This is a genomic window from Corynebacterium sp. HMSC30G07 (assembly GCF_001806945.1).
Classification (GTDB): domain Bacteria; phylum Actinomycetota; class Actinomycetes; order Mycobacteriales; family Mycobacteriaceae; genus Corynebacterium; species Corynebacterium riegelii.
The window spans coordinates 1-20,017 of record NZ_KV786447.1 but is presented as its reverse complement, the minus strand read 5'-3'; the positions used below and the strand labels follow the sequence as shown (position 1 = coordinate 20,017).

The 20,017-nt window shown below is 62.5% G+C and carries 15 protein-coding genes; 9 read left to right on the top strand and 6 right to left on the bottom strand.

The annotated features are described in order from the left end of the window. Positions 1 to 3: 3 nt before the first annotated feature. From HMPREF3104_RS01255 to HMPREF3104_RS01245, 3 genes are read right to left on the bottom strand one after another with little or no spacing between them, the layout of a single operon-like run. Positions 4 to 495, bottom strand: coding sequence for a Na(+)/H(+) antiporter subunit C (locus tag HMPREF3104_RS01255; RefSeq protein ID WP_070493530.1), 492 nt, complete (start codon positions 493 to 495; stop codon positions 4 to 6). Next, positions 496 to 3,423 (bottom strand): Na+/H+ antiporter subunit A, encoded by a 2,928-nt coding sequence (locus HMPREF3104_RS01250; RefSeq protein WP_070493527.1) that lies wholly within the window; start codon positions 3,421 to 3,423, stop codon positions 496 to 498. A gap of 25 nt (positions 3,424 to 3,448) precedes the next feature. Beyond that, positions 3,449 to 4,831: a dipeptidase gene (locus HMPREF3104_RS01245; RefSeq protein WP_070493524.1), complete on the bottom strand. Its 1,383-nt coding sequence runs from the start codon at positions 4,829 to 4,831 to the stop codon at positions 3,449 to 3,451. A 434-nt stretch (positions 4,832 to 5,265) separates the two neighbouring features. On the opposite strand from HMPREF3104_RS01245, the gene HMPREF3104_RS01240 reads away from it, so the two are divergent. The 7 genes from HMPREF3104_RS01240 to HMPREF3104_RS01220 all read left to right on the top strand — a co-directional run bounded on the left by HMPREF3104_RS01240 (position 5,266) and on the right by HMPREF3104_RS01220 (position 12,885). Further along, entirely contained in the window at positions 5,266 to 6,645 is a 1,380-nt protein-coding gene (locus tag HMPREF3104_RS01240) for an AAA family ATPase (RefSeq protein ID WP_083278842.1), read from the top strand. A 56-nt stretch (positions 6,646 to 6,701) separates the two neighbouring features. Further along, positions 6,702 to 7,172 carry a hypothetical protein gene (locus HMPREF3104_RS01235; protein ID WP_141738077.1) on the top strand — a complete coding sequence of 157 codons (471 nt, stop codon included), beginning with the start codon at positions 6,702 to 6,704 and terminating at the stop codon, positions 7,170 to 7,172. A 176-nt stretch (positions 7,173 to 7,348) separates the two neighbouring features. Further along, on the top strand, positions 7,349 to 8,986 hold the full coding sequence (groL, locus tag HMPREF3104_RS01230) for a chaperonin GroEL (RefSeq protein ID WP_070493516.1): 1,638 nt from the start codon (positions 7,349 to 7,351) through the stop codon (positions 8,984 to 8,986). A gap of 717 nt (positions 8,987 to 9,703) precedes the next feature. Next, a complete protein-coding gene (locus HMPREF3104_RS12400; RefSeq protein ID WP_168156337.1) occupies positions 9,704 to 9,880 on the top strand; it encodes a hypothetical protein in 177 nt (58 codons plus the stop codon). 36 nt (positions 9,881 to 9,916) lie between these two features. Beyond that, the gene (locus HMPREF3104_RS12395; RefSeq protein WP_168156336.1) at positions 9,917 to 10,057 is read left to right on the top strand and encodes a hypothetical protein; all 141 of its coding nucleotides are present in this window, start codon (positions 9,917 to 9,919) and stop codon (positions 10,055 to 10,057) included. 96 nt (positions 10,058 to 10,153) lie between these two features. Then, positions 10,154 to 11,053 carry a polyphosphate kinase 2 gene (ppk2, locus tag HMPREF3104_RS01225; protein ID WP_052206094.1) on the top strand — a complete coding sequence of 300 codons (900 nt, stop codon included), beginning with the start codon at positions 10,154 to 10,156 and terminating at the stop codon, positions 11,051 to 11,053. A 263-nt stretch (positions 11,054 to 11,316) separates the two neighbouring features. Next, entirely contained in the window at positions 11,317 to 12,885 is a 1,569-nt protein-coding gene (locus HMPREF3104_RS01220; protein ID WP_070493513.1) for an HNH endonuclease signature motif containing protein, read from the top strand. A 92-nt stretch (positions 12,886 to 12,977) separates the two neighbouring features. Here the strand turns inward: HMPREF3104_RS01220 and HMPREF3104_RS01215 are convergent, their stop codons facing one another. From HMPREF3104_RS01215 to HMPREF3104_RS01205, 3 genes are read right to left on the bottom strand one after another with little or no spacing between them, the layout of a single operon-like run. Beyond that, the gene (locus HMPREF3104_RS01215) at positions 12,978 to 16,862 is read right to left on the bottom strand and encodes a Pls/PosA family non-ribosomal peptide synthetase (RefSeq protein ID WP_070493510.1); all 3,885 of its coding nucleotides are present in this window, start codon (positions 16,860 to 16,862) and stop codon (positions 12,978 to 12,980) included. Positions 16,863 to 16,917: 55 nt separating this feature from the next. Further along, positions 16,918 to 17,358: a MarR family winged helix-turn-helix transcriptional regulator gene (locus tag HMPREF3104_RS01210; protein ID WP_052206100.1), complete on the bottom strand. Its 441-nt coding sequence runs from the start codon at positions 17,356 to 17,358 to the stop codon at positions 16,918 to 16,920. Between the two features lie 10 nt (positions 17,359 to 17,368). Continuing rightward, a complete protein-coding gene (locus tag HMPREF3104_RS01205) occupies positions 17,369 to 17,662 on the bottom strand; it encodes a rhodanese-like domain-containing protein (protein ID WP_070493502.1) in 294 nt (97 codons plus the stop codon). 153 nt (positions 17,663 to 17,815) lie between these two features. On the opposite strand from HMPREF3104_RS01205, the gene HMPREF3104_RS01200 reads away from it, so the two are divergent. Together HMPREF3104_RS01200 and HMPREF3104_RS01195 are read left to right on the top strand one after the other, a co-directional pair. Continuing rightward, positions 17,816 to 18,367 carry a sortase family protein gene (locus HMPREF3104_RS01200; protein WP_246816294.1) on the top strand — a complete coding sequence of 184 codons (552 nt, stop codon included), beginning with the start codon at positions 17,816 to 17,818 and terminating at the stop codon, positions 18,365 to 18,367. 127 nt (positions 18,368 to 18,494) lie between these two features. Next, positions 18,495 to 19,925: a hypothetical protein gene (locus HMPREF3104_RS01195; RefSeq protein ID WP_141738076.1), complete on the top strand. Its 1,431-nt coding sequence runs from the start codon at positions 18,495 to 18,497 to the stop codon at positions 19,923 to 19,925. Positions 19,926 to 20,017 lie beyond the last annotated feature (92 nt).

Sequence of the window (20,017 nt, the reverse complement as noted above, 5' to 3'; positions counted from 1 at the left end):
AAACTACCTGTCACCGTCCATCTCCTTCACGGGGCTTTCAAAGTTGCGTGGCCCAAAGGTGTCGCCGCTGGCGGACAAGCGCCCGGTCTCCGGGTCCTCGGACAAGTCATGGTCCGGGGCTGCCGAAGGCGTGGTTGGGCGGGTGGCAATTGCGTGGTCTTCCTCGTCACGCTCAATCACGTCATCCGTGCGGTAGCGGTACTGGCGATACATCAGCGAGAGCATGAACCCGGCCAGCGCCATGGAGATCACAATCGCGGTCAGGATCATCGCCTGCGCTAGGGGGTCCGCCATACCGTCGGCAGTTTCAGAGGTGCGCCCCAAAATTGGCGGGGAGCCGGCTTCGCCGCCGGCTTGCAGGATGAGCAGGTTTGCGCCGTTGCCAAGCAGCAGCACGCCCAGGATCATGCGGGTCAACGCGCGATCCAGCATCATGTACACGCCGCAGGCGATGAGCACACCGGAGCCGATGAGTAGGAACAGGTTGGCTTCCATCTACTTGTTCTCCTTTCCGGTGCTGGTGAGTCTTGACAGCCTTCTGCGACGCCGTTTGTTTTTCTCCTGCAGCTCGCGGGCGCGGTCGCGGGCGCGGTCCTTGCGGGCCTCGTCCTCACGGTCAAGGTGCGCGCCCATGGACGGCAGCACGTGCATGATCAGGCCGATCACGATGAGGTACACGCCGGCGTCGAACACCAGCGCCGACGGCACGGCGACCAGGCCGATCAGCGGCAACTCGATCTCCGCAAAGGAGCTCATCAGCGGCGGGTAGCCGAAGAACATTGGCACCGCGAACGCGATTGCAGAGACGAGGATGCCGGTGCCGAGGATGCGTGCAGCGTCGATAGGCAAAGCATCTTCGATCTCCTTGTAGCCGCCGGCGAGGTAGCGCAGCGTAAACGCAAGGGCCGCGACTAGGCCGCCGGCGAAACCGCCGCCGGGGGCGTTGTGGCCGGAGAAGAAGAAGTACAGCGACAAAAGCATCATGGACGGGAACAGCAGCCGCGTGACCACGTCCACCATGATTTGGCGGTTGAGCTCAGTCTCACTTGGCACGCCGGAGGACAGCCACCGCGGGCGGGTGGTGGACAGCGTTGGGCGGTGCGACGGGCGGCCGAACTTGCCGGTGCCAAAGATCAGGCTGGCGATGCCGGTTGCGGCGATCACCAGCACGATGATTTCGCCGAAGGTATCGGCGGCACGCAGGTCCACCAGCAGCACGTTGACTACGTTGCGGCCGTGCCCGATCTCGTAGGCCAGATCCGGCATGTGTGCGGAGATAGGCTCCGCCACGCGCGCCGAGATCGCCGTCATGGCAACCACAACAACGGAAACACCCGTGCCGATGGATAGCCAGGCGCGCAGACGGTTGTCGTCGTGGCGCTGCTCCACATCCGTGGGCATCTTGCGAAGCACCAGCATGAACAGCACCATGACAATGGTTTCCACCAGCGTCTGCGTCAGCGCCAGATCCGGCGCGCCGTGCAGCGCGAAGATCAGCGCCAGGCAGTAGCCGGTGAGGCTGACCATGATCACGGCGGACAGGCGGTTGCGCTGGACGGTGGCAAACACGGCGGCGCCCACCATGAGCACCACCACGATGGCCTGCCACACGTTGTCCCACACAATCATCTGAATGCTGTTGCTTGGGCCAAGGATCATCGCGGCCAGCGGCACAACCATCACCACGGCGAAGATCACGGCCAGGTTGATGGTCAAGGAACCGCGCTGCGTGGACGCCGTCAGGCGCAGCGACCAGCGGCGAAGCGTGGCCAGGATGTTGTCCCACAGTGCGTCCGCATCCCCAAGCGCAGGGCGCTCGGACTGTGCCTTCTTCAGCAAGTCACGCTGCCAGAACATGATGGAACCCGCCGCGATGATCACCGCAGTCAGGATCAGCGGCACGTTGATGCCGTGCCACAGCGCAAGCTGCTCAGATTCCACGCCGGGGAAGCGCACGTCCAGGTACTCGTTGATCAAGCTGGACAAACGGCGCGGCACCATGCCGAAGAAGATGGTGAACATGGTCAACACCAGCGGCGAGAGCCACATGTTGGGGCCAATCGAATGCATCTGCAGCACGGCCTCAGACGGTGTGCGGTCGTGCTCACGCTTGGTGGCAAATGCGCCCCACAGGAAGTACAGGGTGTAGGCCATGGTCAGCACCGAGCCAACCACCAGCACCACCAGCATGATCCTGCCCGGCATGCCAACCAGCAGCTGCTCATGCAGCACGGTCTCCAGCGCGGCCTCCTTGGCCACAAAGCCGAACAGTGGCGGAATGCCTGCCATGGACGCACCGGAGACGATAGCGATTGCCGCCAGCAGCGGGTGGCTGCGACCCAGGCCGGAAAGCTTCTTCAGGTCCCTCGTGCCGGTTGCGTGATCAATGGCGCCGACCACCATAAACAGCGCCGCCTTAAACAGGGAATGCGCAAAGGTCAGCGCGAGACCCGCCATGGTTGCCTCGCGGGAACCAATGCCGATGACCGCGGTGATAAAGCCCAGCTGGGAAACCGTGCCGTACGCCAGCACCAGCTTCAGGTCGCGCTGTTTCAGCGCCATCCAGCCGCCCAGCAGCATGGTGAAGCAGCCGGTGGTAATCACCACAAGGTGCCACGTGGTCACCGCCGACATGTCCGGTGCCAACCGTGCCACCAGGTAAATGCCGGCTTTCACCATCGCCGCGGAGTGCAGATAGGCAGACACCGGGGTGGGGGCGGCCATCGCGCCGGGCAGCCAGAAGTGCCACGGCGCCTGGGCGGATTTGGTCAGCGCACCCAGCATGATCAGGACAATCGCAGCCGAAATGCCGGTGGTGTTTTCAATATCCGCAATCTGCGAAATCCCGGAAAGCTGCCAAATACCGGTCTGGTGTCCGAGCAGGTTGATGCCCACCAGCATTGCCAGCCCACCAAAGGTGGTCACCATCAGCGCTTGCAGGGCCGCCCTGCGTGACGACGCCCTCTCGCCATAATACGAAACCAACAAATATGAAAGGACCGACGTCAACTCCCAGAACACGTACATGAGCAGGAAGTTGTCCGCGATAACCAGACCGTACATGACGGTGGCGAACATGGTCAGTTGCGACGCAAACGCCGCCAACCGAATCGGGTTGGAGTCGAAATAGCCCCAACAATAAAACAGCACTAATGCGCCAACGCCCAGGATGATCAGGCTGAACAACCCCGCGAGGGCGTCCAGTCTGAACTCGAGGTTCATGTGGGTGGAAGGCATCCACTCGTAGCTGGCGACAATTTCTCCGCCGGAGGCGAACACGCCACCGTGGAAGAGGGACACCATCCACACAAACCCCGCAGCCGGGACGAGTGCGATCAGTGCGAATGCCCACCTGCCCAGCGCCCGCAGCAGAAGTGGTGCGGCCGCTGTGGCGGCGAAGAGGGCGATGAGCAGTGTGAGCACGCGGCGTAAACCTACTTACTAGTTCTTAGTTGCCTTCGGGGCTGCTTTCTGGGCTGCTTTCTGGGCGGCCGTAACGGGTGAGGAACGTGGCCTCCGCAATGGCAATGTGTTCAATTTCGGTGGGGTCTACGGATTCGTCCACGCCGTGGATGCCGCACAGCGGCTCTTCCACGCCGTACACGATGACCTCGGCGTTGGGGAAGGTTTCCTGCAGCGTGATGGTCAGCGGGATCGAGCCACCAGCACCAACAACGGCGAGGTTTTCGCTGCCGTAGGCGTCCTTCAGACACTGGCCGAGCAGTGCGAGCGCCTCGCCCTCCGGGTCTGCCGAGAACGGCTTGCTCACGCCCGAGACAGTCACCTCAACCTTTGCACCCCACGGGGTGTGGTTGATGATGTGCTGCTTGAGCTTCTCTGCCACCTCAGCCGCGTCCATGCCAGCCGGGACGCGCAGGTTCAGCTGCGCTTCCGCGCGCGGGTTGACCGCGTTGACTGCCTCCGCAACCGGGGTAGAGGTAAAGCCGATCATGGTCACCGCCGGGCGCGACCACACCATGTCCGCCGGCTGGTCCTCCGCGCTGCCAAGCAGCTGCACGCCGTCGAGCACACCCGCGTCCGAGCGGAAGTCCTCGCGCGAGTACTCGTCGCCCTCCCACTTGGCGGTTGCCTCTACGCCGTCGATAGTCGTGCGGCCATGCTCATCAAACAGGGAGTCCACAATGCGCACCAGCGCGTGCGCCGCGTCCGGGGCAGCGCCGCCGAAGGAGCCGGAGTGGATCGCGCCGCCTAACGTCTCCACACTCACGTGCACCTGGGCGCCGCCGCGTAGCGACGTCGTCACCGTCGGCACCCCAACAGCCACATTGCCGGAATCGGCGATGAGGATCACGTCAGCGTCGAAAAGCGAAGGCTCCTGCTCAATCAACTTGACCAGGCCATCCAAGCCGCCGAGCTCCTCCGAGCCCTCGACGACAACCTTGAGGCCGAGGTCCGTGCCGCCGGCGGCCTCCAGCATGCGCAGCGCCTCAAGGTGCATGGCCAGGTTGCCCTTGCAATCGGCCGCGCCGCGGCCATACCAACGGCCGTTGCGCTCAGTCAGCGTGAAGGGATCGCTGGTCCACGCTTCCGGGTTGTTGGCCGGAACCACGTCATAGTGGGAGTACAACAGTACCGTCGGGGCGTCACCCACCGGCGCCTTATACCCAATGATCGTGTCCGCGTCATCCACCGTCGGATGGCGGGTGACCTCCAGGCCCAGCTGCTCAAGCGCCTGAACGGTCCAAGCGCAGGCGGCCTCATGCTCATCGGCCAGCTCAGGGGTGGAGTGCGGGGAGTTGAAGGAGACTAAAGCGGAAAGGTCGGCGAAAATCCGCTCACGGTTCGGGGCTGGAATAGGCGTTTTTGACATGGTTACGAAAGTACCTGTTTGAAATCTGTTTTACCTATCGGTTGCTTATATTGTTGTCGTCAGCCGGTTGGGGTGGCGGTTTTGGGCTGGTTTTGGGTAGTGGGGTTTTGGGCTGGGGTTTGGGTGCCGCCCGGCCGCCGCCCGGCCGCCTGCCTGACAAAGTTGACGACGCAAAATCGGCCACCTGGGTGTTTGCCGAACCGGCAAGGGGCCGCTGCACGATTTGTCAGAGGGCAACCGTGGATCCTGACAAATCTGACGACGCGGTTTACGTTTCCCCAGGTCGCGGTCAGATCACTAAGGGCCCGCTGCACGATTTGTCAGCGCTTGCCCCATTTCCGACCTCTTTTCTAAGGGTTCGGGTTTAATAGGGGCTTAAGGAAAACAAGAGCGCGAGCGGTGGGGTTCGCGTGTAACGCGCGTTTGGAGTTGAAGTGGCAGACCTATTGTTTCGCCTCGAATCGATCGGCCCGGTGTCGTCGGCCGAGATTCGTCTCGCTGGAATGACGGTCATCACCGGCGGGAACAACACGGGCAAGACTTACCTCGCTCACTCCATCTTCGGGGTTCTAAACAGGGCGTGCCATCGGCGCCGTGTGGCGCAGTTTCCGGGCCAAGATCGCATTGATGTTGAAAACGCTGAGCAGATCAGTCAGCAGCTTGACTCTGAAGGTGTGGCTCGACTGGAACTGGCGCCGTTAGAACCGGCTCTGCAGGAATTGATGTCTCGTATTTCTACGGGCGTTTCGGGCAGAATTGGTTCACTCTTCGCGGCTGACTCGGCGCTGTTTTCCCAGGCAGAGATTCACGCTCAGGTGTTCAATCTGGACTACAGCGTGCTGCAGGGATATACGCGCGCCGCTCGAGTTGGTAGGTCTGATGCGTTTCTTGATGTCCGTTTTGACGCTGATACGCAGTCCTTAATCTTTGAGGCACTTGACGGGTACGCTGACGTCGCGCCGGAGCGGGTCCAGTTTTGGGTGCGTGTCGCCGCTACCGAGGCGATGTTGCGGGCTGCTGTTCCGGGCGTGTTCATTTCCAGTGCGGAACGGACAGGCGCGGTGATCTTCCAGCGGGAGCTGGATTCCACCGCGGCCAACCTTCTGGACGCTTTTGTACAATCTGAGAACCCAGTGGAGCGGGAAGCGATGGTTCGTAGCCGAGACTTCGCACACCCGGTTGCGGTCGATGCAAATATTGATTTCATTCGTCGGATAGCCGGGATGCGGCGGGAACCCAGCCCGATTGTGAAGGCGAACCCAGCGATCCAAACATTGATCGAAGGTATGGCAGGCGGTAGATACAAGGCGACAGGGCAGCAGCTGACCTTTGATACCGGCCAGGTGTCGTTGCCGTTGATTGCAAGCTCAAGCGCCATCCGGTCGTTGGTGGATCTCAATTTCTACATTCTGTACCGGGCTAAACCGGGGGATTTCCTCATCATCGATGAGCCGGAGCTGAACCTGCACCCCGCCAACCAGCGAAAGCTTGCGCGCCTACTCGCGCTTGTGCATAACCAGGGCGTCAAGGTGTTGATTACTACCCATTCGGATTACATTGTCCGGGAACTTAGCGCGCTTGTGTCGTTGTCCTCTGTGGCGGTGCCGGCGCCGGAAGATGTGGAGGAAGTCCTGCGTGAACAGGGGATTACCCGCTCCATGGCGCTGGATCCGCAGAAGGTGAAGGTGTACAGCACCTCCGCTACCGGCGTCCACGATGTTCCCGTTAGCGATGAGGGTATCGAGGCAACCTCGTTTGATGACGTGATTGATGATCAGAATCGTCTTGTAGACATGGTTGGATGGACTGAGTAGTTATGCGGGGAATTGGGGGGTTGGTGCTTCAGATACTTGAGCCCAAGATTGTGGCTGTGCCAGATTCCAACGGGCACCTCACCCTGGAAGAGGAGGGCTATGAGGTGACGCTGGGCAACGTGCCCGGCGGCGTTATTGCCTTCAAAGCAGACGCGTTGGATAACCAGGGCCTTGTCAGGCAGGAGGCTTCAGGCGCAGTCCGCTATGGGGCTCGCGCCGACTACGTTCTGCTGGACTTTTACTATCGACGCATCACCGTCGTCGAACTGAAATCGCGAAAATTCATCCATAAGGATGTGGTCCAGCAGCTCAAGGGGGCAAGGGCTGTGACCAGCTATTTGGCGGGGCTGGCGGAGTCTTTCCATGGTGAGGACATTGGGTTTGGGGATTTTGACTGGCGTTACGTTGTCTTTGTGCAGCAAGGTGGGCGCAAGGAGACGTCGAGACGCAATAAGACCCTCGATACTGCTTTATATAGGCATAGGAAAAGTGGGGAGATCGTTCCGTATCCGCGGTTGTCGCCCTGATCCGGCTACCTTGCACTCGCTATGTCAGAGTGCTAAAAATGGGATCTAGCACTCGCGCATGGCAAGTGCTAACAAAGTGCTAACAAAAAGTTTGAGCAGATGGGCTGGAAAGACAGCCATGCCGTCGCGGGCGCCTGCTTGAAACGACGAATGATGAACTGAGGCATCAAACCCACATGGCAAAGATGATTGCATTCGACGAGGAAGCACGCCGCAGCCTCGAAAACGGCCTGAACACCCTGGCTGACGCCGTCAAGGTCACCCTTGGCCCGAAGGGTCGCAACGTTGTCCTGGAGAAGTCCTGGGGCGCGCCGACCATTACTAATGACGGTGTGACCATCGCACGCGAGATCGACCTCGAGGATCCGTACGAGAAGATCGGCGCTGAGCTGGTCAAGGAAGTAGCCAAGAAGACCGATGACGTGGCTGGTGACGGCACCACCACCGCAACCGTGCTGGCACAGGCACTGGTGCGTGAGGGTCTGCGCAACGTTGCTGCTGGCTCCAACCCGATGGGCATCAAGCGCGGCATCCAGGCTGCGTCCGAGAAGGTTTGCGCATCCCTGCTCGCTTCCGCAAAGGAAGTAGAGACCCAGGAGGAGATCGCCTCCACCGCTGGCATTTCTGCTTCTGATCCGGAGATTGGCAAGAAGATTGCCGAGGCAATGTACGCCGTTGGCAACGGCTCCGTGAACAAGGAGTCCGTCATTACCGTTGAGGAGTCCAACACGTTTGGCGTTGACCTCGAAGTTACTGAGGGTATGCGCTTTGATAAGGGCTACATCTCCGCATACTTTGCCACCGACATGGAGCGTGGCGAGGCCGTGCTGGAGGACCCGTACATCCTGCTGGTGTCCGGCAAGATCTCCAACGTTAAGGAGCTTGTGCCGGTGCTGGAGCAGGTCATGCAGTCCGGCAAACCGCTGCTGATCATTGCTGAGGACGTTGAGGGCGAAGCCCTGTCCACCCTGGTTGTGAACAAGATCCGCGGCACCTTCAAGTCTGTTGCTGTTAAGGCCCCGGGCTTCGGCGACCGCCGTAAGGCAATGCTGCAGGACCTGGCAATCCTGACCGGCGGCCAGGTCATCTCCGAGGAGGTCGGCCTGTCCCTGGAGACCGCTGGTATTGAGCTGCTCGGCCAGGCACGCAAGGTTGTGGTGACCAAGGACGAGACCACCATCGTCCAGGGCGCTGGCGACCAGGACCAGATCGAGGGCCGCGTGAAGCAGATCCGCGCCGAGATCGAGAACTCCGACTCCGATTACGACCGTGAGAAGCTGCAGGAGCGCCTGGCCAAGCTGGCCGGCGGTGTTGCGGTGATCAAGGTTGGCGCTGCTACTGAGGTTGAGCTCAAGGAGCAGAAGCTGCGTATTGAGGACGCTGTGCGCAACGCCAAGGCCGCCGTTGAAGAGGGCATTGTTGCCGGCGGTGGCGTGGCCCTGCTGCAGGCAGCCAAGGAGCTTGAGGGTGACCTCGGCCTGGAGGGCGACGAGGCCACCGGCGTGAAGATCGTCCGCGAGGCGCTGTCCGCTCCGCTGAAGCAGATCGCACTCAACGCTGGTCTGGAGCCGGGCGTTGTTGCAGACAAGGTTGCAAACCTGCCGGAAGGCGAAGGCCTGAACGCTGCGACTGGCGAGTACGTCAACATGCTCGCCAACGGCATCGCCGACCCGGCGAAGGTGACTCGCTCTGCGCTGCAGAACGCTGCGTCCATCGCCGCGCTGTTCCTGACCACCGAGGCGGTTGTGGCTGACAAGCCGGAGCCGGCCGGTGCAGGTGCAGGCATGGACCCGGAGTCCATGGGCATGATGTAAACGCCCGCCTGTTTAACGCTTGAAGCCCGCCTTGTGCGGGCTTTTTGCTTTGCGAGGGGCTCGGTTGCTTACCGACGCCCCAACGCCCCCTCCAGCGGCGCCCCTCCACAGGCCCAACCGCCCGCCGCGGCGCCGGCCGCCTGCGGCACGCCCAGCACGCGTGTGGCGCGCCTGTTGCGCTGTTTGCAGCTGGTAAGGCCCGGCTACCAAGCGAAAAAGCGGTTACTAGCTACAAGTGGGTAGCTGCAAACTCTGTGGAGGGGGAAGATCGGCGTGCCCTTTGTGTGCGCCCGGGGTGGGCGATGCGAGCGCTTCGCAGTCACGTAACGGTCACGTAACGGTCGCGTAACGGCGATGCAGCGGTCGCGCGACTACCCCCTAATTGGTGTAAACCATTCAGGTGCTGAAAATTATTCGGGTTTCTATACATCGATAGACATCTGAAAATAGTTACGCGCTTACTAAAATTCTTAAGTTAGAGTTCACTTAAAGGCCCCTGTTTGTGCAGGCAGGCGACATTTTTTCGGTGCGGTTAATAGAGGGTAAAACTGGCCTGTCTGGCAGTGAGCTGTATGCCGTTCAGATTTTTTCAACGAAACCTCTTGACGGTCGCGAACCTTGTGGCAAGATACTTCGTGTGACGCCCACTGGGTGTCAGTACATGTCAAGATTTGCCAGACAAACACTGGCACCTACCTACTCGAAAAGGGGAATACCATGCCTTTCGATCTTAAGTCTCTGCAGAAGGCCCTGAAGGATTTCGCTACCTTCGGCAAGAGCACCGCTGGCATCTTCCAGGAGCTGCCGAAGTTCTTCGGCTACTTCGGCGCTTTCAGCAAGCAGGGTGCTGAGAACACCAAGAACGCGTTCCAGCTGCCGAAGAAGTCCAAGTAAGAAACCCCCGATCCTTCAATAGAAAAGGCGAATATCATGGAAAACTTTGCACTTGCAATCTCTAACTGGACTGCACTCTCCGGCGGCGCTACCATCACCGGCGCTCTGGTTAACATGCTGAAGTCCCTCGGCAACCTGGCTGGCGACGCTGCTAACCTGATCGGTCTGGTCGCTTAAGACCTAGCCAAGCTTTAACGGGCTTTACCGCACTCGCGGTGAGGCCCGTTTTTCGTGTTCAAGCGGTATGTGTCAAAGGGGAATAGAATGGTAGGTATGGCTGACCATAAAGACGACGAACTGCCGATGATCGACCTTGCTGCGACCGAAGGATGGGTCGTAGACGACTCGGATGAAGATGATCCGGTGCTGCTGAAACCGGACGGAACCCCGATTGATACGTGGCGTGAACAGTACCCGTATGACGAGCGTATGAGCCGCGATGAGTACGAGGACCTGAAGCGTGCCCTCCAGATTGAGCTGCTGAAGTGGCAGAACTGGACCAAGGACACGGGTCAGCGCCACATCATCATTTTCGAGGGCCGTGACGCCGCCGGTAAGGGTGGCACGATCAAGCGTTTTAACGAGCACCTGAATCCGCGTGGGGCGAGGACGGTGGCGTTGGAGAAGCCGTCGCCACGCGAAAGCACCTCCTGGTACTTCCAGCGCTACATTGAGCACTTCCCTGCGGCAGGTGAGATCGTGTTCTTTGACCGTTCTTGGTACAACCGTTCCGGCGTGGAGCGCGTCATGGGCTTCTGTACTGAGTCGCAGCACGCGGAGTTCCTGCGTGAGGTGCCGATGCTGGAGAATATGATCCTCGGTTCCGGCATTTCCCTGACCAAGTTCTGGTTCTCCGTGACGCAGCGTGAGCAGCGCACCCGCTTTGCTATCCGCCAGGTGGACCCGGTGCGTCAGTGGAAGCTGTCGCCGATGGATTTGGCGTCGCTGGATCGTTGGGACGATTACACGCGCGCCAAGGAGGAGACCTTCCGCTACACGGATACGGATGAGTCGCCGTGGATCACCATCAAGTCCAACGACAAGAAGCGCGCCCGCATCAACGCGATGCGCTACATCCTGTCCAAGTTTGAATACACCAACAAGGACCATGAGCTCGTTGGCCAGCCGGACCCGCTGATTGTGAAGCGCGGCCGCGACCAGATTGGTGACTAGGGGCCTTTTGCTTCACGACGTCCACGTGTAGCCCCAACCGCCCTCCCCTCCAGCCTCTGTGCTGGGGGAGGGCGGTTTTGTTTTGCTGTTTTGGGGGTTGTTTTTGGGGGTTTTTGGGGGGTGTGTTTGGGGTTGTTTTGCCGTTGTTTTTGGGGCTGTTTTGGGGTTATTTTTGGTAGCAAAAAGTTTTGGAAAAGGCTTGACCGGAGGGTGGGTGTGGTTTATGATTGGTAGTATTCTGATGAAGATGAAAGGGGGTTCTCATGACGCACCTACTGCAGACTTATGCTGATTCAATTGAAGCTGGTCTACATGGTCTTGTGGCGTATCTTGAGGACCCTGACCTTGTCCACTTTGATGAGGTTCACGCGGCCCTGGAGCGCGTTGAGAAAGCGTTTGAAGGCAAGGCGTTCTTGGACGCCCTTTTCGCCTATATATGCGAGCGTGATGGAGCTGGCCGCATGGTTGGTTCCCCGTATGCCTCGGAGTACCTGAAGCAGGTGTTGGGGCTGTCGGGCGCGGAGGCGTTCTCGCGCTTGCGCCGCGGCAAAGATTTGTTTGCGCCGCCGGAGCCCCCGCCGGGGGATGATGATGATGGGGAGGAGCCCGAGGGCTTCGACTTCTCGGCAGGCACAGGGGATGACGATTCGGAGGGTGCTTCCGAGGGGGATGCTGGCAAGAAAGCCCGGGCGCGCTCCAGTGCCCGCCAGGTCAGCGATGAGAAGGCGAAGATCATTGACCGCTCGCTGAAAAACCTCATCGAGGCCGCCCAATGTGAACGTGCCGGCATCCTGGAGAAGGCCATGGCTGAGGCGGCGATCCGCCCGCCGGAGGACCTGCGCAAGTACGTGGACAATTTGGTGAGCCGGGCTAACCGGAAGCACAAGACGTCCGATCCGAACGCGGCGTGGGACCAGCGCGGTGTGCGGTTCAGTGAGAACCGTTCGACCGGAGTCCACACGATTGCCATCGACACCACGGCCGCCTTCGCCGCACTATTCAAAGCACAGCTGCAGGCAGGGTTGCCGACGAACAGGAACCTTCCCAATGAGAAGGAGCTCAACGCCGCAGGTGTAACTGACCCGCGGATGCCGTGGCACCGGCTGCACGACGAGTTTGTGAACATCCTTCAGAACTGGGAAAAGTTCAAGAACAAGGACCGCAAGGGCGCGGCGTCGTTGATCCTGTCCATGACCATGGATGACCTCGCGGACGCTGACCACACCACCACGTTCCAAACCAACTCTGGCATCGACCTGAACTGCCTTGAGCTGGTGCGTCTCGGCGTGGGCGGCGCGGATGACTTCATCCTGCAGTTGGACAGGGTGACGGGCGTGCCGGTGTCGTTAGGAAGGACCCGGCTTGCCGACGTCCACCAGCGCATCGCCATGCTCGCCATCCAAGGGGTGTGCGCCTGGGAAGGCTGCACCCGCCCCGTCGGTGAGCTTGAAATCCACCACATTGTGGCGCACTGCCAGGGTGGTGACACTGACTTAAGCAACCTCATCGGCCTGTGCCGCACCCACCACCGGCAAAATAATGATCATAGAGACGGCAGAGACGGCCGTCGTCACGTGGAACGATGCCCCGAAACCGGGGACGTCGGGGTGCAATACTGCGACGGATCACCCCTGCGGGTCAACCAAACCACAGGCCACACCGAATCGGCGGGGTACAAGCTGCGGCACCGAAAACCAAGGGTGCCAGCAGGAGGACCTCCAGTTGGGGTGCCGCCCGACCCGGTATTGTTCCCGGACCTGGGCCCGGATTTGGTCTCGGACCTGGGCCCGGACTTAAGCCCAGACTTAGGCCAGGACGGCCCGCCGTTCTAATACCGCGGGCAGCTCAAGCAACCTAGCAACCCAGTAACCCAGCAACCCAGCCTGGCTCGCCATGCTCAAGCAAATCAAGCCTGGCCAAAAAGCTAGCGCACGGGTTCCACTGGGTTGCCTTGCCATTGGGTGTTGGTGGGGATGGTGTCGCCACGCATCACCAAAGAACCCGGCCCGATGGTGGCGCCCGCCTCAATGGTGGCGCCCGGCAGGATGACGGAGTTCAACCCCAACGTGGCGCCGCTGCCAATCGTGACGGCATCCAGCGACATGACGCGGTCCTGGAACAGGTGGGTTTGCACCACGGTGCCGGGCCCCACGGTCGCGCCGGAACCAACCGTGCACAGGTCGGTTTCGGGGAACCAGTAGGACTCGATCCAGGCGCCGCGGCCCACGTTCACCCCGAGCAGTCGCAAAGCAACGTTCATGGCACCCGAGCCGCCGGCCCAGTTGAAGAACCACGGCGCGGCGATCATCTCCACGAACTGGTCCTGCAGCTCATTGAGCCAGACGAACCAGGAGTACAGGGGGTGCTCGCCCGCCTTATGGCGCCGCACCAGTATCCACTTGAACAGGACCGTGACCAGTAGCGCCACCGCGCCGACCGCCATCCACAACACGCCGCCGAGCAGCAGGGCCACCACTACCAGCACGGCACCGCCCAGCACCCCACTACCGCCCAGCGACCCACCACCGCCGAGGCCCCACGACCCAAGCAGGTCCAACATGCTCGCCACCCCCAGCGCGAACAGGGCGTACAGCATGCCGTGCACCGCCGGCGCCAGAAGCCGCAGGGTTTCCACGAACCCGCGGCGCGCCTTCATACCGAAGGTGGGCTCGAAGGTTGCGGCATCGCCGCCCTCGGCAGCCACTGCTACTCGACGCATCCTCTCCGGCGGCGACCCCCACCAGTTAGACTCCGCCTTCGACTTCCTCGGCGCCGAGGACAACACCGCCACCAGCGACTTCTTCGCCAGCTTCCTGCCCGGCGCGACGATGCCCGAGTTGCCCAAGAAGGAGCGCCGGCCCACGGATGCCGGGGCGCAGTGGACCCAGCCGCCGGAAAGTTCGTAGGCGCCGAGCAGGGTGTCGTCGGCGAGGAAGGAGGAATCGCGGACGTCGCTAAGCTTGGGCACCATCACCGCAGTGGAGATTTCGGCTCCCTTCCCCACTCGCGCGCCCAGGGAGCGGAACCACACGGGTGTGAGGAGGCTGGCGTAGAGGGGGAAGTAGCGGTAGCGGGCGTCGTCAAGCAGGCGGACCACGGTCCACAGGCCCCAGCCCGAGACGGAGCGCACCGGGTGGGTACCGGGCCGGACCGCGAGCTGCGCCAACCGCACGGACAGCCAGGTCAACGCCAACCCGACGAAGAAGTACACCAGACCGCCGACCAGCGGCGGAAGCGGGAAATTCACACCCGCGAACAACAGGAACACACCAACCCAGACGCCGGCCGCGGCCGCCACAAACGGCAGGCCTGCCATCATCATTGCCGTCAGCGCGTAGAGCACAACCCAGTGCCGGCGCCGCGGCGGGCGCGTATCTGGGAACACCGCCGCCGTCTTGCCGGACTTGCCCACCTTGCGGGCCGGCGAGCCCGCCCAGCGCGCGCCCTTCTTCACCGGTTTCACACCCGTGACGGTGGAACCCGCCTCCACATGGGCGCCTGCGCGGACCTCGGTGCCGCCCATGAGGGTGGAGCGGGCCCCGATGCGGGCATCCGAACCCACAAACACCGAACCAACATTAAACGACGCCCCGTCCAGCCACGCGCCGGACAGATCAACGCCCGGCTCCACCGAAGCACCCGACTCCACAGTCAAAAGGCCAGATACCGGCGGGATGGTCTGGAAGTCCACATCGCGGCCAATCTTGTTGCCCATCATCCGCGCCATCAGCTTCACAAACGGGGTGCCCGAAATGTTCAAAGCGCCCGAGGCGGCCAGCCACTTCTCCGCAGCCCACATCCGCAAATGCACCGAGCCGCCGCGCGGGTACACGCCCGGCGCAACCCGCCCCCGGATCAGGCGCGCGCCCCACGCGCCCAAGGGAACGCGCCCCACCGGGGTGCAAAACAGCAGCCACGCCACCAGCATCACCGGGAAGGCAGCAACAGGGGAGAGCAGACTAAACGCCAACAGGAACCACACCAAGGGCGTTGCCGCCCGAAGCGTTACCACCGGCAAGAGCAGCGCCGCCTGCCGCAGACGCACCCCAGCACCAACCGGGGGCACGGTGCGTTCGCGGGTGGCGTGGGTGAGGGGAGCGTGGTCGTCGATAAGCAGAGCAAGGGCGCCTAGCCTCGGGTGGTCATACAGGTCACGCACCGCGAACGTGGGCACCCGCTCCCGCAGCCTGGTGACCAGCGCCGCGGCCGCCAGCGAGGTGCCGCCGAGCGCGAAGAAATCCGCATCCGCGCCGGGCACGTCCACCCCAAGGACCTCAACCCACAGGCCGGCGATCCACTGCTCCGTCGGGCTCAACCCTTCAACAGCCACAGTGGCGGGCAGCGGCCACGGCAGCGCGTTTTTGTCCACCTTGCCGGAGGTGCGAATCGGCAGCTCATCCATCACATGCATCCGCGGCACGAGCGCCGCCGGCATCACCTCGGCAAGCGCGGCGCGCATCGACGCCACGTCCAGCGAGACCCCATCTTCAGGGGAGACGTAGCCCACCAGCACCTTGTCGCCGGAGCCGAGCGTCTGCACCGCCACCGCGGAGTTGTACACGCCCTCCAAGGCCGCAACGTTTGCCTCGACCTCGCCCAACTCGATGCGGCGCCCGCCGATCTTGACCTGGTCGTCGGCGCGCCCGATGAACGCCAGGCCCTCGTCGGTCACCCGCACGTGGTCGCCGGTCCGATACGCCCGAGGCCAATGCACATCCCCGGAGTCCCACGAAGCGTACTTCTCCGCGTCCTTCGCCGGGTCCAGGTAGCGCGCGAGCCCCACGCCACCGATGATCAGCTCCCCTTGGTCTCCTTGGCCATCGCTTGAGATGGCCAAGTCCCACCCATCCAGCGCCCAACCGATGGTCACCGGCTTGCCCGGCTCCAGGCGCGCGGCGGAGGCAACCACGGTCGCCTCGGTCGGGCCGTAGGTATTCCACATCTCGCGGCCGTTCGAAAGGCGATCGGCCAGCTCCTGGGAGCACGCCTCACCGCCCACAATGAGAAGCCGCACGTGGTCCAGCGCCTCCGCGGGCCACAGCCCGGCCAGGGTGGGCACGGTGGAAACGACCGTGATGTCGCGGCGGATCAGCCACGGCCCCAAGTCTTGCCCCGAGCGCACCAGCGAGCGCGGCGCCGGCACCAAACACGCACCATTTCGCCAGGCCAGCCACATTTCCTCGCACGAGGCGTCGAACGCCACCGACAGCCCGGCCAGCACCCGGTCCTCGGGCCCCAGCGGCTCGTCCTGGCAAAACAGCCGCGCCTCCGCGTCCACAAACGCCGCCGCCGACCGGTGCGTCACTGCCACACCCTTCGGAGTCCCGGTGGACCCGGAGGTGAAAATGATCCAGGCATCACTGTCCAACAGGGGCTCTTGCTTATCGACGCTTTCCCCAACGCCCCCACCCCCAACGCCCCCAGTGATCCCCGCGTCCCCAAACACTGCGTCCCCAAGCACCGCGTCCACTTTGGCCTCGCCGAAGACGAGTGCGGCGCGCTCCTCGGGGTCGTCCGCATCCACCGGCACGTACGCCGCACCGGCGAAGAGGGTGGCCAGGATGGCAACGTAGAGGTCCTTGGACCCGGAGGTCATGCGGATGCCGACGCGGCTGCCGCGGCCGATACCCAAAGCGTGCAGCTCTGCAGCCTTGGCCTCTACTTCTTCGAGGAGTTCGGAGTAGGTGAGCACCTCGCCGTCATCAATCGCGGCGGCCTCCGGGTAGGCGGCAGCGGTGGCGCGGACGATATCTACAAGGGTGCGGGGTTCGGGCGCCAAGTGGGCGCGCAGCAAATGCTCAGAGGACATCTCGGGTTACTTACAAAAGCAGGGTCAGAAAAGTGGGGGAGTACGGAAGTACACCCTAACTTTCTTCGTCCAAAATCGCGCGCGATAGCTTCTTAATGCTCTTCAGCTGCTTGGTGGAGGACACCTCAAGCGCCTGATCTTCCGCCGCCGCCACATCCTTGGCCAAGGTGTGGTGCATCTTCGTGCCCTTTTTGGTGGCGGTGACAATCTGGCGGCGCCGGTCTTTCGGGTCCCGGTCGCGTTTGACCCACTCTTGTTTCTCCAGGCAGTCGATAAGACGCACCATGTCGGAAGCGTCAATGACCAGCAGCTCGGACAGCTCGCGCTGCGAAAGCGGCCTCTCCAGCACGCAGCTAAGTACCCAGTATTCGCGCATGCTGGTGCCGTGCCCGTTGAGCGCCTTCTCCACCAGGTCCTTGGTGTGGCGGCGCACCCGCTCGATTTGAAACGACGGCGACTTGGTCAGCGTGCTGGGCAATTCTGGGGACTGGGCCATAATTGCAAGTCTAAACCGTTGGCAGTCCCGCTTCGACCCAAGCGCTAGTGCCGCCAGCCACGTTGATCACGTTGTCCCACCCGAGTGCGTTCTCCAAATACTCGGCGGCCTGCAGGGAGCGGCCACCGGCGTGGCAGATGACGTAAATGTCACGGTCCGGGTCGATCTCCTCGGTGCGTGCGACAAGCTCGCTGAGCGGGATGTTTACGGCGCCGGAGGCGTGGACGGTGGCGTATTCTTCGGGCTCGCGGACGTCGATAAGCTGAATGCCCTGCGGAACCTCAGTAACCTGCACAGTTTTCATAAGCCACAACCCTATAGTGTTTCTATGGCTAACCGGAAGGCGCGTCCGCCGCAGTGGGTGTTTCATGTGCGGCGCGCGGTGGCGCTGGCGATTCTCCTGCTCATCGTGATTCTGCCCGTGCGCGCGTGCGGCGGGCCTAAGGAGGAGCCCGAGGTGGTAGCTCCGGAGCTGCCGCCCGCGCACGTCGCGGGGTCCGACCCCACCGCCTTATCCATCCCCTCGGTCGGGCTCAATGCCAGCTTTGAGAAGGGGCCTTGCAGGCTTATCGACGGCACCGTCGACCCCGCCAGCCTGTCCAAAGCCTGCGTATTTACCGATCCTTCCAAGCCCTACGAACTGCCTGGCAGCGACGCGGGCGACATCGTTGTGATCGCAGGCCATGCCGCCGCCGGGGTGCCGGCCGTGTTTGACAAGCTGTACAACCCATCCGCCGAGGCGCACACCGTGGCGGTGGGGGACGCCATGTATTTGCGCACCGAAGCATCCGGCAAGTGGTGGCTGAAGTACCAGGCCACCGACCTTCACGAGCCCTCCAAGGACGCCCTCGCCGGCGACGCCGCAATCTGGGGCGAGGCCGCGGTGCCGGGGCGCTTGCTCACCATCACCTGCATCCAACCCGCCAACCCCTTCAAGGAAGCGGTGTCGAATGCGGTGGTGGGGTGGCAGTTCGTGGGCGTGGTGGGGCAGGAGGATGTGGTGGGGTGAGTTTTTGGCGTGTTGAGATTTTTCGCGTGTTGGGTGTGACAAATGTGAATGTGTGTGACTAGAGTGGTGTAAACCTTCAAGTCTCGCTTGAGACTTCAGCCTTCCCTGAACCCCTTTGGAGCACACCATGCAGCGTCACGCCACCTCACTGACCGCCCTCGCCGTTGCAGGCGCAATGGCCATCGCTATCACCCCGACCGCATCCGCGCAGTCCTCCGATGGGGCTGCCAACGGATCTGCCAACGGATCTGTTAGTGCTGAGGTGTCGGGATCGAGTGTTAACGCGCTCGTCGATACGCTGACCAGCCCCGTGCTCGACCCGATTGCCAACGGCCTGTCCTCCACCGCAACCGAAACCAACACCTCCCTGCCCGCATGGGCCGTAGGCGCCGAGGCTGGCCAGTTCAGCGGCAAGACCTGGTACTACATGGCCGACGGCCTGACCGTGACCACCGACGCCGAAGCCGCCAAGGGCAACCCCACCGGCAACGCCAAGGTAGAGATGTCCCTGCTGGACTTCGCCGCCGCAACCGGCCGCACCGTACCGGAAAGCCAGGTCGGCGCCGCACGCCTCAAGCACCAGGCAGTAGTCATGGACGCCGAGTCTGCCGAAGCCCTGCCGGACTTCGCGCCGGGCACCTTCGCTGCCGAATTCGACGGCAAGAAGTGGTTCTACGCCGCCGACGGCTTCAACGTTGTCAGCGACGAAACCCAGGTCAACACCCCAACCCAGGGCGAGTTCCGCACCATCTGGTCGCTGGCCCAGGACACCGGCAAGCGCCTGCCCGAAAACCTCGTGCAGCGCTCCCTGACCATGACCACCACGACGCTGTCCGAGGTTGGCGAGGGTGCTGAGGGTTCCGCGCAGGCTTCCACCGGCAGCTCCACCTCCCCGGCCTTCAACTTCGCCCTTGAGTCCCTGCCGGCTTGGGTTGCAGGCAACCTTGCCGGCGAGCTGGACGGCCAGAAGTGGTTCTACTCCAAGGACTTCAAGTACGTTGTGAACAACCCCGAACTGGTCAACGCCGAGTTTGAGGCTGGCAACGCATCCTGGATGTCGGTCATCGAGTTTGCGAACAAGCTGCAGCGCTCCCTGCCGCAGGACCTCCGCGGCAAGTTCGCCGTGGAAGCCGGTTCCTCCACCCCAGGCGCAGGCCTCGCGGCTAGCGGTTCCTCCGCTTCCGACCTGGGCACCGCCGCCGCCATCGTGCTGCCGGCGATGCTGATCATCGGCGGCGTGGCTTGGTACCTGAACCAGGACGGCAAGACCTTTGTTACCGACCTTGGCCGCATCGGCGTGACCCCGACCACACAGGAGATCGACGCCTCCGCCCACATGCTGTCCTCCAACCGTGGCGAGGTTGAAGCCCAGGCACGCGCCGCCGCCGAGGCAGAGGCTCAGGGCAAGGCCGTGACCACCGTTGAGGCGCAGTCCGAGACCCGCGGCATCAACGCCGCAACTGGTTCCAACGCGTTTGGCAAGGGCATGATCGCCCTGCTGCTGGCTTCTGTTTTGGGTGCGGCCGTGTTCGCGTTCGGCCGCCGCCAGCTGGTGTAGCCGGCCCAGCGCCTCGCTTCTCGACGGCGCCCAAACACGTTTGCAGCTACCTACCTGCAGCTACCAGCGGAAATTTCGCTTGGTAGCCGGGT